Source organism: Embleya sp. NPDC008237 (genome assembly GCF_042956465.1).
GTDB lineage: Bacteria > Actinomycetota > Actinomycetes > Streptomycetales > Streptomycetaceae > Embleya.
In genome coordinates this window covers 489,595-504,219 of record NZ_JBIBGL010000003.1, presented here as the reverse complement: position 1 = coordinate 504,219, position 14,625 = coordinate 489,595, and the positions used below count along the sequence as shown (strand labels likewise).

Sequence of the window (14,625 nt, the reverse complement as noted above, 5' to 3'; positions counted from 1 at the left end):
GCCCGCATCGTCGCACCGAAGAGAGCATTGTGGCCGCCGACAAGATCGACACCATCGTCAGCCTGAGCAAGCGCCGAGGCTTCGTTTACCCCTGTAGTGAGATCTACGGCGGCCAGAAGGCCGCCTGGGACTACGGTCCCCTCGGCGTGGAGCTCAAGGAGAACATCAAGCGCCAGTGGTGGCGCACGATGGTCACCTCGCGTGACGACATCGTCGGTCTGGACTCCTCGGTCATCCTCGCCCGCGAGGTGTGGGAGGCGTCCGGTCACGTCGAGGCGTTCGTCGACCCGCTGACCGAGTGCACCTCGTGCCACAAGCGCTACCGCGCCGACCACCTCGAAGAGGCCTACGAGGCCAAGCGCGGCCGGCTGCCGGAGAACGGCCTCGCCGACATCACGTGTCCCAACTGTGGGAACAAGGGCACCTTCACCGAGCCCAAGATGTTCAACGGGCTGCTCCAGACCTTCCTTGGCCCCACCCAGGACGAGTCCGGCCGCGCGTACCTGCGCCCGGAGACCGCCCAGGGCATCTTCGTCAACTACAAGGCCGTCGAGCAGACCTCGCGCAAGAAGCCGCCGTTCGGCATCGCCCAGACCGGCAAGAGCTTCCGCAACGAGATCACCCCCGGAAACTTCATCTTCCGCACGCGCGAGTTCGAGCAGATGGAGATGGAGTTCTTCGTCAAGCCGGGTGAGGACGAGACCTGGCAGGAGTACTGGATGCAGCAGCGCTGGGACTGGTACGTCGGTCTCGGCCTCAGCCCGGACAACATGCGCTTCTTCGAGCACCCGAAGGAGAAGTTGTCGCACTACTCCAAGCGCACGGTCGACATCGAGTACCGCTTCAACTTCGGCGGCACCGAGTTCTCCGAGCTGGAGGGCATCGCCAACCGCACGGACTACGACCTGCGCACCCACTCGGAGAAGTCCGGCACCGACCTGTCGTACTTCGACCAGGACGCCGGCGAGCGCTGGTTCCCGTACGTCATCGAGCCCGCCGCCGGCCTGAACCGGGCGATGCTCGCGTTCCTGCTCGACGCGTACTTCGAGGACGAGGCCCCCAACGCCAAGGGCAAGCTGGAAAAGCGCACCGTGCTGCGCCTGGACCCGCGCCTGGCGCCGGTCAAGGCCGCCATCCTGCCGCTGTCGCGCAACACCGACCTGTCGCCCAAGGCCCGCGGGCTGGCCGCGGACCTGCGGCAGTACTGGAACTGCGACTTCGACGACGCCGGCGCGATCGGTCGCCGCTACCGTCGCCAGGACGAGATCGGCACGCCGTTCTGCATCACCGTCGACTTCGACACGCTGGAGGACGACGCGGTGACCGTGCGCTCGCGCGACACCATGCAGCAGGAGCGGGTCTCGCTCGACCAGGTCGTGGGCTATCTCGCGGCGCGGCTGCCGGGCTGCTGACCCGGGGCCGGCCGTAGGCCGGATACACGCCGTGAGGGGCGCCGTCGTGGACGGCGCCCCTCACGCGTATCGCGGACCTGCCCGCCCCAGCCGGGGACAGCCCCTAGCCCATCTTGAAGATGCCCGCCACGATGCGATCGGTCATCCGGAAGCTCAGGTCGCCGACGACGGTGCTCGCGGCCTTGGACACCTCCTCGCCCTGGCCCTTGAGCGGTGCGCCGTCGGCCCGGCCGATGTCGATCACCAGCACGTAGTGGCCGGTCGTGGTGGAGACCGCGATGTGCTCGGAGCCGTCCTTGAAGGTGATCCCGCTCGACGCGGGAGGCTTGAGCCACCCGGTCGGCGACGTCGCGAACGGAATCGGATCCAGCGCCTTGCGCAGCGCCTGCGCCTTGGGCTTGTCCGGCACCGAGATCACCGACAGCGTCGCCACGAACTTGCCGGCGGAGTCCTTGTACGAGCCGCGCAGCACGCCCACGCAGCCGTTCTGGGCGAGCGCCGAACCGGTCGCGGTGGCCGCCTTCGAGCAGTCCGAGGCCGCGCTGCCGTCGGCGGCCAACTGCCGGTACTTGGCGCCGCTGCGCCCGTCGAACTCGGCGCCGTCCTTGAAGAAGTAGTCCGTGGTGAAGGCCAGTTTGTCGGTGGAGACCGCGTCGATGTCGCTCGTGTTCGGCGGCGGCGCGGACTGGAACCCCTTGGGCTCGTCGTCGGGTGCGAGGTTCGAGCCCTGCGGTGCGGGCAGCGAGCCGCCGTTGTCGGCCGGCTTCGGCGGGTTCTGTGAGGAGTCGGCGGCCGGCTTCTTGTCGTCGCCGTCGTCGCGCGACACGAAGAGGAACGCCCCGCCGCCGATCACCGCGAGCGCGACCACCGCGGCTGCGGGCACCAGCCACTTCGGCCGTCGCGGCGGCGCGGGCGGCGGCCCGCCGTACCCCTGGCCGTACTGCTGCTGCGGGTACGGCTGACCGTACGGCTGCTGTTGTCCGTAGGCCGGTTGCCCGTAGGGCTGCTGCTGCCCATAGGACTGCGGACCGTTGTTCGGCTGTCCGTACGGCTGTTGCCCGTGGCCGTAGCCGGGCCCGTTCGGGGGCTGCGGGGGCGGGAAGGCACTCATGGTGCGGAGATTAGTTCATCGGGCAGACCCGGCAGGGCCCGAGCCGCCGGCCCCGTCGGTCGAGGCGGTCAACCGCGCGCGGGCCTCCATCAACGCGAAGCCCAGCAGATTCGACCCGCGCCAGAGTTCGGGGTTGCCCGCCCGCTCGTCGTCCGCGGCCAGTCCGATGCCCCAGATCCGGTCCAGCGGACTGGCTTCGACCAGCACCCGCTGCCCGGTGCCCAACAGGAACGCGCCCATCGCCGGGTGTTGCCCGAACTTGGCCACATTGCCGCGCACGATCAGCTCGAACCGCTCGTCCACCCAGCGCCGTTCGTCGAAGCCGCGCACCTGCCGACCGATCGTCTTGGCGGTCTTGGGGTGAGCCGCGGCCACCACCCGCCGCTCCGCGTCCTCGTCGCCGAACATCCGCGCCTTGCCCGCCATCATCCAGTGCTCGGCCGTGCGATACGTCACTGCGTCCACCGTGAACGGCGACGGATACCACTGACTCAGGCAGCTCGAATCGACGCCCTCGCGCGGCTCCCGGTGGCCCCAGAAGAAGACGTACTTCACCCGAGGCTCCCGCCGGGCCCGCAGGATGAGCGACGCGACGTCGCGGGGCTCGGCGGCGAACCGGCCACCCGGTCCGTCGGTCGTCGTCCGGGACTCCGGGGAATCCGAGGTGTCCGAGGTCTCCGGGGTCTCCATGCTCATGCCGGCGATGGTGTCAGGACCGGCCGACTCCCGGCATCCGCTTATTCCCGGGAGTATTCCCCGAGGGTGCGTTTGCCGGTGGGGGACAATGGATCGGTTCCGTCCCCCGCACCCTCCTGGAGCACCGTCCATGGCACCCGCCGACGCACCCACCCCCGACGCGACCGGCAGCCCGTGGGCACCGCTGCGCCTGGGCGCCGCGGGCGGCGCGCAGATCTGGCCACCGGTGGTGCTGGCCCCGATGGCCGGTATCACCAACGCGCCGTTCCGCACGTTGTGCCAGGAACAGGCCGAGGCGGCCACCACCGTACGACCCGCCGGGCTGTACGTCAGCGAGATGATCACCACCCGCGCGCTGGTGGAGCGGGACGCCAAGACGTTGCGCCTGATCCGCTTCGCCGAGACCGAGCGCCCGCGCAGCATCCAGCTCTACGGCGTGGACCCGGACATCGTCGGCCGTGCCGTGGCGATGATCGTGGACGAGGACCTGGCCGACCACATCGACCTCAACTTCGGCTGCCCGGTGCCCAAGGTCACCCGTAAGGGCGGCGGCTCGGCACTGCCCTACAAGCGCAACCTGCTGCGCGACATCCTGCGCTCGGCGGTCAAGAACGCCCGCGGCGTGCCGGTCACCATCAAGATGCGCAAGGGCATCGACGACGACCACCTGACCTACCTCGACGCGGGCCGGATCGCCGTGGACGAGGGCATCACGTGGGTCGCCCTGCACGGCCGCACCGCCGAGCAGCACTACGGGGGCACCGCCGACTGGTCGGCGATCGCCCGGCTCAAGGAGGTCGTCACCGACATCCCGGTGCTGGGCAACGGCGACATCTGGGACGCCGAGGACGCGTTGCGGATGATGCGCGAGACCGGTTGCGACGGCGTCGTGGTCGGCCGCGGCTGCCTGGGTCGCCCGTGGTTGTTCCGCGACCTGGTGTCCGCGTTCGAGGGCAGCGCCGACCGGGCCCGCCCGACGCTGGGCGAGGCGACCGCGATCATGCGCCGGCACGCGGTACTGCTCGCCGAGTGGATCGGCGACGAGGCACACGGCGTGACCGACCTGCGCAAGCACGTGGCGTGGTACATGAAGGGCTTCTCGGTCGGCGGCACCATCCGACGCGGCCTGGCCACCGCGAGCAGCCTGGCCGAACTCGACGACTGGTTCGGGAAACTCGACCTGGACCAGCCCTGGCCGATCGGCGCCGACGGCCCGCGCGGGCGCACCGCGGGCGGCAAGCGGGTCGTCCTGCCCGAGGGCTGGCTCGACGACCCCGAGTGCGCGCTGCCCCCGGTCGACGCGGAACTGGACCACTCGGGCGGCTGATCCCGACCGGGCCGGCGGCCGATCCGTACCGGCCGCCGGCCGGCAGTGCGCGGGCGGCGGCGAATTCCACAAGCTCCCCGATGCCACCCACAGTGACGTCGTACAGTGAGTGGATGCCCAAGATTCGAGCGTCCTCCGTCGCCGAACACCGCGCGATGCAGCACGCCGCGCTGCTCGACGCCGCGCGGAGCCTGCTCGACGAGGGCGGTTTCGCCGCGCTGACCTTCCCCGCGCTCGCCGAACGCACCGGCCTGGCCCGCTCCTCGCTCTACGAGTACTTCGCCTCGCGCGCGGCCGTGGTCGAGGAACTGTGTGCGGTGGACCTGCCCGCGTGGGTGGCCGAGGTCGAGGACGCGATGGGCGCGACCGAGGACCCGGCGCAGAAGATCGCGGCCTACGTGGCTCGCCAGTTGGAACTGGTCGGTGATCGCCGTCATCGTGTGGTGGTCGCGATCTCCACCGGCGAACTGGACGCGAACGCCCGCGAACGCATCCGGGCAGCCCACGGGCGCATCGTCGAACTGGTGGTGGACGCGCTGGCCGCGCTCGGCCACCGGGACCCGATGCTGGTGGCGACCCTGGTCCAAGGCATGGTCGACGCGGCGGTCCGCCGGATCGAGTGCGGCGCCGACCCCGCCGCGGTCGAGGCGGCCACGCTGGCCCTCGTACTCGGCGGCGTGGCCCGGGTCGGATAGCCGGCGTCGTTCGGATACAACCGCACCCGCACGCGTCGCAACAACGTGAGCGGATCCCGATACCCGGGCACCAGCAACCCCCAGTGCAGGCACGGCTCGCCCAGATGGAACGGCCCCGGGGCCAGTTCCCCGAGCGGCTCGCCCGCCGCGACCGCCCGCCCGGTCGACACCGACGCGAGCACCGGCTCGTAGGTCGTGCGCACGGCGCCGTGCCGCACGCTCACCACCCCTCGTCCGGCCACCGATCCGGCGAACACCACCACCCCCGCGCCCGCCGCCCGCACCGGTTGTCCCACCCGGGCCGCGAGATCCACCCCGCGATGCCCCGGTGACCACGCCGTCTGTGGTGCCTCGAAGCCGCGCAGCACCACCGGGCGCGGATCCAGCGGCCACACCCACCGCCGCGGCGACGCGACGGGGCGCACCGCGGCGGGCGCGGCCGGCGGCCCGGCCGTCGACAACACGGCCGTGAGCAACAACAGAACCGGCACGATCGGCCTTCGACCCCGCTTCGATACGTTCATGCACTCAGGTTGACCACCCGCGGGCGCCGGGCGGTCCGGCACGAGCCCGCCTGTGGACACGACCCCCGGTTGTGGATACCGGTTGTGGATAAATGGCCATCTATCGCGTGTGGACGACTTTTTCCATGCCAAGAGCCAAAAAATGCCGGCCGGAAGGCGAGTCGCTCGGCCGCGCGCGGTTCCCGTACACTTCCCGGAGCGGCCCGGCTTTCCGGGTCGACTTCGCGCGCCCACCTTCGAGCCGCCGACGTCCCGCATGGCGAGACGCCAGAGAGCGGGACTCGATGGGGACACCTCTCGGTCCGGGAATCCGCAAGGACCTCGGCGTGGTGTCGCGGGCGTCAGGCGTGGCGGCGACCCGTCGCCACGGCACAACCGAGAGTCCCGGGCACGATCGCCGGGACGAGAGCCCAAGGAGCGTACGGCCATGGCCGTCGTCACGATGCGGGAGCTGCTGGAAAGCGGCGTCCACTTCGGTCACCAGACCCGCCGCTGGAACCCGAAGATGAAGCGCTTCATCTTCACGGAGCGCAACGGCATCTACATCATCGACCTGCTCCAGTCGCTGTCGTACATCGACCGCGCCTACGAGTTCGTCAAGGAGACCGTCGCCCACGGTGGCACGATCCTCTTCGTCGGCACCAAGAAGCAGGCGCAGGAAGCGATCGCCGAGCAGGCGACGCGCGTGGGCATGCCCTACGTCAACCAGCGCTGGCTCGGCGGCATGCTGACCAACTTCTCGACGGTCTACAAGCGCCTCCAGCGCCTGAAGGAGCTCGAGCAGCTCGACTTCGACGACGTGGCCGGCTCGGGCATGACGAAGAAGGAACTGCTCGTCCTCAAGCGCGAGAAGGACAAGCTGGCGAAGACCCTCGGCGGCATCCGCGACATGCAGCGCGTGCCTTCGGCCGTGTGGATCGTGGACACCAAGAAGGAGCACATCGGCGTCGGCGAGGCCCGGAAGCTGCACATCCCGGTCGTCGCGATCCTCGACACCAACTGTGACCCCGACGAGGTCGACTACAAGATCCCGGGCAACGACGACGCGATCCGCTCGGTCACGCTGCTCACCCGCGTGATCGCCGACGCGGTCGCCGACGGTCTCATGTCGCGCGCCGGTGGCGCCGCCGCCGACACCAAGGCCACCGTCGGCGAGCCCCTCGCCGACTGGGAGCGCGAGCTGCTCGAGGCCGGCAAGAAGGACGAGGCCGCTCCGGCCGAGGCCGCCCCCGCCGCCGAAGAGGTCGTCGAGTCCGGCCCGGTCACCGAGGCCGATGTCGAGGCCGAGGCCACCGAGACCGCTCCGGCGGCCGAGGTCGCCGCCGAGGCGCCGGCCACCGACGCGCCGGCCACCGAGGCCGACCCGCAGGTCTGACCCTGGATCGAGGGGTACGGCGGCCCAGCCGGCGTACCCCTCGCCCTGTGCCGGGACCCGATCACGGTGCGTACGTACTGCGTACGTCCCCGTATGTGTCGGAATACCGCACAGCCCCTTGACCTTCATCGGGTGGGACGACAGCCTCACCCGCAGTCGCTCGGCGCAACCGGGCCGCTGACCCGAGAGACGAGAGAATCAGGACATGGCGAACTTCTCCGCCGCGGACGTGAAGAAGCTCCGTGAGCTCACCGCCGCAGGCATGATGGACTGCAAGAAGGCCCTCGAAGAGGCCGAAGGTGACGTCGACAAGGCTGTCGAGATCCTTCGCGTCAAGGGCCAGAAGGGCGTCACCAAGCGCGAGGGCCGCTCGGCCTCCAACGGTGCGGTCGTCGCGCTGCTCGACGGCAACGCGTCCGGCGTCCTGGTCGAGCTCAAGTGTGAGACCGACTTCGTGGCCAAGAGCCCGAAGTTCATCGAGGCCGCCGAGGCGATCGCCGCCCACGTCGCCAAGACCTCGCCCGCCGACATCGCCGCGCTGCTCGCGAGCGAGATCGAGGCCGGCAAGACCGTCCAGCAGTACGTGGACGACGCCAACGTCACGCTCGGCGAGAAGATCGTGCTGGACCGCTTCGCGCAGTACGCCGACGGCTTCGTCGCCGCGTACCTGCACAAGACCAGCCCCGACCTGCCCGCGCAGATCGGCGTGCTGATCGAGCTGGACGGCGCCAACGCCGAGGTCGCCAAGGACGTCGCGCAGCACATCGCCGCGTTCTCGCCCACCGTGCTCAACCGCGAGGACGTGCCGGCCGAGACGGTCGAGAACGAGCGTCGCGTGGCCGAGGCCACCGCGCGCGAGGAGGGCAAGCCCGAGGCAGCCCTCGGCAAGATCGTCGAGGGCCGGGTGACCGGCTTCTTCAAGGAGAACGTGCTGCTCGACCAGGCGTTCGCCAAGGACAGCAAGAAGTCCGTGGGCAAGGTCCTGGACGAGGCCGGCGTCAAGGTCAAGCGCTTCACCCGCTTCCGCGTCGGCGTCTGATCCGCCTCTCGCACCACCGCCCCGATGTAGACATCAATGCAGTCGGGGCATGCAGTAGGCATGAACGCAGTGAAAAGCAGTATGGCGAGGAGGCCGCAAGGCGTGGAGGGAACCGTGCAGGAAACCGAAACGAAGGCGGCCTCCTCGTCGTCCGCCGAGGGCGACGAGCCGAACCCCTACGCACGTCGGGTGCTGCTCAAGCTCTCCGGCGAGGCGTTCGCGGGCGGCGGTGCCCTGGGCGTCGACCCGGACACCGTGCAGACCATCGCGCTCCAGATCGCCGACGTGGTCCGCCGCGGTACGCAGGTCGCCATCGTCATCGGCGGTGGCAACTTCTTCCGCGGCGCCGAGTTGCAGATCCGCGGCATGGACCGCGCGCGTTCGGACTACATGGGCATGCTCGGCACCGTGATGAACTGCCTCGCGCTCCAGGACTTCCTGGAGAAGCAGGGCATCGACACCCGCGTGCAGACCGCCATCACGATGGGCCAGGTCGCCGAGCCGTACATCCCGCGCCGAGCCGTGCGACACCTGGAAAAGGGTCGCGTGGTCATCTTCGGTGCGGGCATGGGCATGCCCTACTTCTCCACCGACACCACGGCCGCGCAGCGTGCCCTCGAGATCGACGCGGTCGCGTTGCTCATGGCCAAGGGTGTCGACGGCGTGTACGACTGCGACCCGAAGTCCAACCCGGACGCGGTCATGTTCGATCGTCTGGATCACGCCGAGGTGCTCGCCCGCGGGCTCAAGGTCGCGGACGCCACCGCGATCAGCCTGTGCATGGACAACGAACTGCCGATCGTCGTCTTCAACCTGCTCGTCGAGGGCAACATCGCCCGCGCCGTGCGGGGTGAGAAGATCGGCACCCTGGTCAGCCGTACCGACGGCTGATCGACGGCGACAGGACCGGGACAGGAGCCGACATGATCGACGAGATTCTCCTCGAGGCCGAGGAAAAGATGGAGAAGGCCGTCGTGGTCGCCAAGGAAGACTTCGCGGCGATCCGCACGGGCCGGGCCACCCCGGCCATGTTCAACAAGATCCTCGTGGACTACTACGGCTCGCCCACTCCGGTGAACCAGCTCGCGTCGTTCACCACCCCCGAGCCGCGCATGGTCATCGTGACCCCGTTCGACCGCGGCTCCACGAACGCGATCGTCAAGGCGATCCGCGACTCGGACCTCGGGGTCAACCCGACCGACGACGGCAAGCTCATCCGCGTGGTCTTCCCGCAGCTGACCGAGGAACGCCGCAAGGAGTTCATCAAGCTGGCGCGGGGCAAGGGCGAGGACGCGAAGATCTCGCTGCGGGCGATCCGCCGCAAGGCCAAGGAAACGCTCGACAAGCTGGTCAAGGACGGCGAGAGCGGCGAGGACGAGGTGCGTCGCGCCGAGAAGGAACTCGACGACACGACCCACAAGTACGTCGCGCAGATCGACGAGTTGCTGAAGCACAAGGAAGCCGAGCTGCTCGAAGTCTGATGAACGACTCGACCTGGGGCGGTACGCCGCCGGCCGATCCGCCCGCGGGAGCGCACCCCGATCTGCCGCCCGGCCACGATCCGTACGGGTCGTACGGCGCGTGGCCGGAGCAGGTCCCGGGCGCACCGACGGGTCAGGATCAGGCCCACTACGACGCGGCCCGGTCCGGCGGCCATGGGGACGGCGCCACTCGTGCGCAGCAGCACTTTCCCGCCGGCGTCGGGGTACGGACACAGGATGACCACACGCAGGTGCTGTCACCGATCGCGGGTCACGACCCGGGCGACGAACCGGAGCTCCGCTCGGGTGCGTCGTTGCCCGAGGAGGCCGCTCGGGTGGACGCGACTCTGCCCGAACCTCGGCGTGAGGGGCTCGTGGTGACGGAGGGGCCGCCTGCCAAACGGGTCGGCAAGGCCGGTCGCAACCTGCCGCAGGCGATCGGCGTCGGGGCCGGGCTGGGCGGGGTCATCATCGCCTCGCTGCTGACCCTGCCGGTGTTGTTCGTCGGCGTCGTGCTGCTCGCGGTCCTGGTCGGACTGTGGGAGCTGGCGGGCGCGTTCGGTCGGGCCGAGGCGGTGACCGACGCGTCCGGTCGGACCGCACAGGGCGCCACCGTCGGGCGCGGCATCCGGATTCCGGTGGTACCGCTCGCGGTCGGCTCGGTGGCGATGCTCGTCGCCGGTTACGCGCGCGGTGCCGAGGGGCTGGCGATCGCCACCGCGCTGACCGCGATCGCGGTGATGATCTGGCGGATGACCGAGGGTCCCGAGGACTTCCTGCGGGACATGACGGCCGGCGTGTTCACCGTCTTCTACCTGCCGTTCCTGGCCGGGTTCGCGGTGCTCATGCTCGCCGACGACGACGGTGCCCGGCGCGTGCTGACCTTCATCATCCTGGTGGTCTGTGCGGACACCGGTGCCTATGCGGCGGGCGTCACCTCCGGTGGTCCGCACAAGATGGCGCCGAAGATCAGCCCCGGCAAGAGCTGGGAGGGCTTCGCCGGCGGAGTGCTCCTGGCCGCCGGCGCGGGTGCGGTCTGCGTGACGACCATGCTCGACGGTGCGTGGTGGCAGGGTGCCGTGGTGGGCGTCGCCGCCGCCGCCGTGTCCGCGCTCGGGGACCTGGCCGAATCGATGATCAAGCGGGACCTCAAGGTCAAGGACATGGGCAGTCTGCTGCCCGGTCACGGCGGCCTGATGGACCGGCTCGACTCGTTGCTGCCCGCCGCGCCCGTGGTGTGGCTGCTGCTCGCCGCATTCGTATGACCCGGACCTGATCCGGCAGAGAAACCGGACAGGCCGCGTGTGCACGAGAGCGGGGCCGATTCGGCCCCGCCCGTACACCTGCGACACTGGACGAGCCATGCCCAAACCAGGAGAACTCACCTTCACCGCGCCGCCGCGTCGTTCGAAGCCGCCGCGCCACCTTGCCGACCTCACCCTCGCCGAGCGCCGCGATGCCGTGGCCGAGCTGGGCGAGAAGCCGTTTCGTGCGGCCCAACTGTCCAAGCACTACTTCGGTCACCTCTCGGACGACCCCGGGCAGTGGACCGACATGCCCGCCGCGTCGCGGGCCAGGCTCGCCGAGGCGCTGCTGCCCACGCTGATGACGTCCGTGCGGGACATCTCGTGCGACGACGGCGCGACCCGCAAGTCGCTGTGGAAGCTCTTCGACGGCACGCTCGTCGAGGCCGTGCTGATGCGCTACCCCGACCGGGTCACCATGTGTGTGTCCTCGCAGGCGGGCTGCGGGATGAACTGCCCGTTCTGCGCCACCGGCCAGGCGGGTCTGACCCGCAACCTGTCCACCGGCGAGATCGTCGAGCAGGTGCTCGCGGGCGCGCGGGCCCTCGCCCGCGGCGAGGTGCCGGGTGGCCCCGGCCGGGTCAGCAACATCGTCTTCATGGGCATGGGCGAGCCGCTCGCCAACTACAAGGCGGTGGTCGGCGCGGTGCGTCGGCTGACCGACCCGGCCCCGGACGGACTGGGCATCTCCGCCCGCTCGGTGACCATGTCGACGGTCGGTCTGGTCCCGGCGATGTACAAGCTCGCCGACGAACGCATCCCGGTCACCCTCGCACTGTCCCTGCACGCGCCGGACGACGACCTGCGCAACACGCTCGTGCCGGTCAACACGCGCTGGGACGTGCGCGAGGTGCTGGACGCCGCATGGCACTACGAGGGCGTCACCGGCCGACGGGTGTCCATCGAGTACGCGCTGATCAAGGACATCAACGACCACGGCTGGCGGGCCGACCTGCTCGGGCGCCGGCTGAAGAACCACAACGCGCACGTCAACCTGATCCCGCTGAACCCCACGCCGGGGTCGAAGTGGACCGCGTCGACGGCCGAACGCCAGGAGGAGTTCGTCCGCCTGCTGACCAAGCACGGCGTGCCGGTCACCGTCCGGGACACCCGGGGTCGGGACATCGACGGGGCGTGCGGTCAGCTCGCCGCCGCAGAGGTCTAGCCGTAGGGCCCGGTCCGCCGCAGCGGGCCGGGCCGTAAGTGGGACATCCCGGGCAGGTCACGGGTGCGCGGCGCGGCGATATAGAACGGGTAACGAATCCTTATCGGATCCTTAGGCGCCTCAGGGCAGACTGATCTCAGTGCCAAGCCGTCGGATCCTTTGATCCCCCCGTTCGAATGCTCCGGCGGTGGCACGCCCAAGCCGCCGGTCGAAGGGACACGATCCGGCGCACGGCTCGGGGTCGCGTGGCCCCCGAGACGATAAGCACTTCGGGCCCGTTGCGGAAGGGGACGCCGCGCCGGGCCCGAAGTGTTTTCCCATATCCGGCGGGCATTGCCCGCCGTTTTTGCGTTTCGTCCGCAGGCCCGGCCGCGGCTTCAGATCCGGCCCGGTCGGTCGTCCCGCAGGATCACCACCGCCGCCCCGATCAGCGCGAAGGCGAGCAGACCGATCGTCCACAGCGTGCCCAGCAGGGCCGCGTGTGCGGGCATGGTCGGAAACGAGTCCCCGTTGCCGCGCGCCGGCCACGCCTGCAGCGCGCCGACCGCGACCGAGACCGGTACGCACACCAGCAGCGGCAGCACCAGAGCGGCCAGCGCCGCGCGCCGATCCATCCGCTCCCCGGCGCCGATCGAATGCAACGTGTGTGAGGTCTCGCGGCGCGCGGAGCCGTACTCCACGACGACCGTGAACAACATCGCCGCCGCACACGAGGACACCGTCGTCATGGTCAGGAACAGTGGGGCGTCGGCCATCCCGGTCGGCGTGCGGTCGCCGGCGAGGCCGCTGGTGGTGACCACCGCGAGAGCGATCGTGGTCAGGCCCAGCGGCAGTGCCAGACCGCGTGCGCTCGCCTCGATCCGGCGCGCCGCGCACAGCGTCCACACCCGATCCGCCCGGGCGGCCCAGCCGGAACCCAGCCAGGTCAACAACCACGGCACGGTGAGTGCCGCGCCTGCCGGCACCGCGCCGTAGCAGATCGCCGCCGCCGGCACCGCGCCGTGCGACAACCGGTCCGGGTGGCCCGGGTCGGCGATCAGGTACTGCCCGAGCAGTCCGGCGAGCAGCACCAGGGGTCCGATGTAGCGCGGGACCCGGGGCTTCAGCCGCAACGACGGTCGGGCCGTCGCGTAGCAGGCGGCGAGCACCGCGACGGTGGGTACCGTGGCGAGCACCGCCACCACGGCCGGCCAGGGCGCCGAGGCGCCGATCGCCAGCAGACGCCGGACCGCCGGGGGTGGCGAAGCCGGGAGGGTGCGCAGCACCAGGTGCGCCTGAACGCCGGCAAACGTGCCGGCCAGAGCGGTGACGGCGGTCTCGGACACGACCACCTCCCGACTCCGGCGGTTCTTCCCGTGGGCCCGGAACGGGGCACCCGGTCGGTCGATGCGGCCCGGGAACGTCAGGCGGATGCCGACCGTGACCAACACGGCCACGGCACCCAGCACCGGCAGTATCGCGAGCACCGGTCGGATCAGTGCCGGACCGGGACGTGCGACCGGCAATGCCCAGGCCAGCAGGCACAACAGCACGATCGTGGCCGTACCCGCGACCGCCGCACAGGCCAGCACACGCACGGCGTCGACCCGGGATGCGTTGCGCAACGCGTCGCGCAGCGGGCTCGGGTCGGCCCGGGACATCGCCCTACCACCCGTCCGTATGCGGGTCGGGGCGACCATCGCGCAGGACCAGACAGTGGTCCGCGTGTGCGGCCACCCGCCGGTCGGCGGTGGCCAGCACCAGGGTCGTCCCGTGCGAGCGCACGGCGGAGACCAGGATCCGCATCAGATGGTCGACCTCGGCGCCGTCCAGATCGTGCGCCGGTTCGTCCGCGAACACCACGGCGGGCCGGGTGACCAGCGCGCGGGCGACCGCCGCCCTCCGCAGCAGGGCCGGACCCAGGCCGGTCGGCCGGGATTCGGCGTGCTCGGTCACGTCCAGCCGCTCCATCCAGTGCCGGGCGATCGCGAACGCCTCGGCCCGGCGCATCCGGTCGAGCAGCAGCGGCAGTACGACGTTCTCCGCGACGGTCAGCTCCGGCAGCAGCCGGGTACGGCCGTCGACGAGCCCGAAGTGCCGACGCCGCAGCGCGGTTCGGCCCTTCTCGTCGAGCACGTGCATCGCGCCGCTGTTGAACCACACCTCGCCCGAATCCGGGGCGACCACACCGGACAGGCAGGCGAGCAGCGCCGACTTGCCGGCGCCGGCGGGGCCGGTGATCGCGAACGTCTCCTCGGCCCGGACCGCCATGGAGACGTCCCGCAGCAGGGTGACCGGACCCTGGGTCAGGGTCAGCCCGCGAGCGCGCAGGACGTCGTTGTCGGGCGGGGCGGTCGGTACTCCGGCGACGACGGCGCGCCGCTCATGCGGTCTCGCCGCGCGGGACGACAGGGACATGGCACACCTCCCGCAGAGAAACGTTGGTTGCCACCCGTTCTCCTCCAACGAGCATCGCGACGCCTGGTTGCGGCAGGGACGCCAAACCCCTTCACTCGG

13 protein-coding genes and 1 pseudogene are annotated in these 14,625 nt (G+C 70.5%); 9 read left to right on the top strand and 5 right to left on the bottom strand.

Going from position 1 to position 14,625, the window contains the following annotated elements:
* Positions 1-29: 29 nt before the first annotated feature.
* Positions 30-1,412, top strand: coding sequence for a glycine--tRNA ligase (locus ACFZBU_RS09125; RefSeq protein ID WP_391582832.1), 1,383 nt, complete (start codon positions 30-32; stop codon positions 1,410-1,412).
* A gap of 103 nt (positions 1,413-1,515) precedes the next feature.
* Here the strand turns inward: ACFZBU_RS09125 and ACFZBU_RS09120 are convergent, their stop codons facing one another.
* On the bottom strand, positions 1,516-2,523 hold the full coding sequence (locus ACFZBU_RS09120) for a hypothetical protein (protein ID WP_391582831.1): 1,008 nt from the start codon (positions 2,521-2,523) through the stop codon (positions 1,516-1,518).
* A gap of 15 nt (positions 2,524-2,538) precedes the next feature.
* A complete protein-coding gene (locus ACFZBU_RS09115; protein ID WP_391583074.1) occupies positions 2,539-3,213 on the bottom strand; it encodes an NADAR family protein in 675 nt (224 codons plus the stop codon).
* 136 nt (positions 3,214-3,349) lie between these two features.
* Here ACFZBU_RS09115 and dusB point away from each other — a divergent pair, with 136 nt between their 5' ends.
* Both dusB and ACFZBU_RS09105 read left to right on the top strand, forming a co-directional pair.
* Positions 3,350-4,546 (top strand): tRNA dihydrouridine synthase DusB, encoded by a 1,197-nt coding sequence (gene dusB, locus ACFZBU_RS09110; RefSeq protein ID WP_391582830.1) that lies wholly within the window; start codon positions 3,350-3,352, stop codon positions 4,544-4,546.
* Between the two features lie 113 nt (positions 4,547-4,659).
* Positions 4,660-5,241: a TetR/AcrR family transcriptional regulator gene (locus ACFZBU_RS09105; protein WP_391582829.1), complete on the top strand. Its 582-nt coding sequence runs from the start codon at positions 4,660-4,662 to the stop codon at positions 5,239-5,241.
* An 86-nt stretch (positions 5,242-5,327) separates the two neighbouring features.
* Here the strand turns inward: ACFZBU_RS09105 and ACFZBU_RS09100 are convergent.
* Positions 5,328-5,765: pseudogene (locus ACFZBU_RS09100) on the bottom strand (peptidoglycan DD-metalloendopeptidase family protein); the annotation flags it as partial.
* A 427-nt stretch (positions 5,766-6,192) separates the two neighbouring features.
* Between ACFZBU_RS09100 and rpsB the strand changes: the two are divergent.
* From rpsB to rlmN, 6 genes are all read left to right on the top strand, one after another.
* Positions 6,193-7,140: a 30S ribosomal protein S2 gene (rpsB, locus tag ACFZBU_RS09095; protein ID WP_391582828.1), complete on the top strand. Its 948-nt coding sequence runs from the start codon at positions 6,193-6,195 to the stop codon at positions 7,138-7,140.
* Positions 7,141-7,345: 205 nt separating this feature from the next.
* A complete protein-coding gene (tsf, locus tag ACFZBU_RS09090; RefSeq protein ID WP_391582827.1) occupies positions 7,346-8,179 on the top strand; it encodes a translation elongation factor Ts in 834 nt (277 codons plus the stop codon).
* 81 nt (positions 8,180-8,260) lie between these two features.
* A complete protein-coding gene (pyrH, locus tag ACFZBU_RS09085; protein ID WP_078977400.1) occupies positions 8,261-9,070 on the top strand; it encodes a UMP kinase in 810 nt (269 codons plus the stop codon).
* A gap of 32 nt (positions 9,071-9,102) precedes the next feature.
* The gene (frr, locus tag ACFZBU_RS09080) at positions 9,103-9,660 is read left to right on the top strand and encodes a ribosome recycling factor (RefSeq protein WP_391582826.1); all 558 of its coding nucleotides are present in this window, start codon (positions 9,103-9,105) and stop codon (positions 9,658-9,660) included.
* Positions 9,660-10,925 (top strand): phosphatidate cytidylyltransferase, encoded by a 1,266-nt coding sequence (locus tag ACFZBU_RS09075; RefSeq protein WP_391582825.1) that lies wholly within the window; start codon positions 9,660-9,662, stop codon positions 10,923-10,925. Before frr ends, ACFZBU_RS09075 begins: the two co-directional genes overlap by 1 nt.
* A 97-nt stretch (positions 10,926-11,022) precedes the next feature.
* Positions 11,023-12,129 (top strand): 23S rRNA (adenine(2503)-C(2))-methyltransferase RlmN, encoded by a 1,107-nt coding sequence (gene rlmN / locus ACFZBU_RS09070; protein WP_391582824.1) that lies wholly within the window; start codon positions 11,023-11,025, stop codon positions 12,127-12,129.
* Positions 12,130-12,506: 377 nt separating this feature from the next.
* Here the strand turns inward: rlmN and ACFZBU_RS09065 are convergent, their stop codons facing one another.
* Both ACFZBU_RS09065 and ACFZBU_RS09060 read right to left on the bottom strand, forming a co-directional pair.
* Positions 12,507-13,769: a hypothetical protein gene (locus ACFZBU_RS09065; protein WP_391582823.1), complete on the bottom strand. Its 1,263-nt coding sequence runs from the start codon at positions 13,767-13,769 to the stop codon at positions 12,507-12,509.
* Positions 13,770-13,773: 4 nt separating this feature from the next.
* Positions 13,774-14,526, bottom strand: coding sequence for an ABC transporter ATP-binding protein (locus tag ACFZBU_RS09060; RefSeq protein WP_391582822.1), 753 nt, complete (start codon positions 14,524-14,526; stop codon positions 13,774-13,776).
* Positions 14,527-14,625 lie beyond the last annotated feature (99 nt).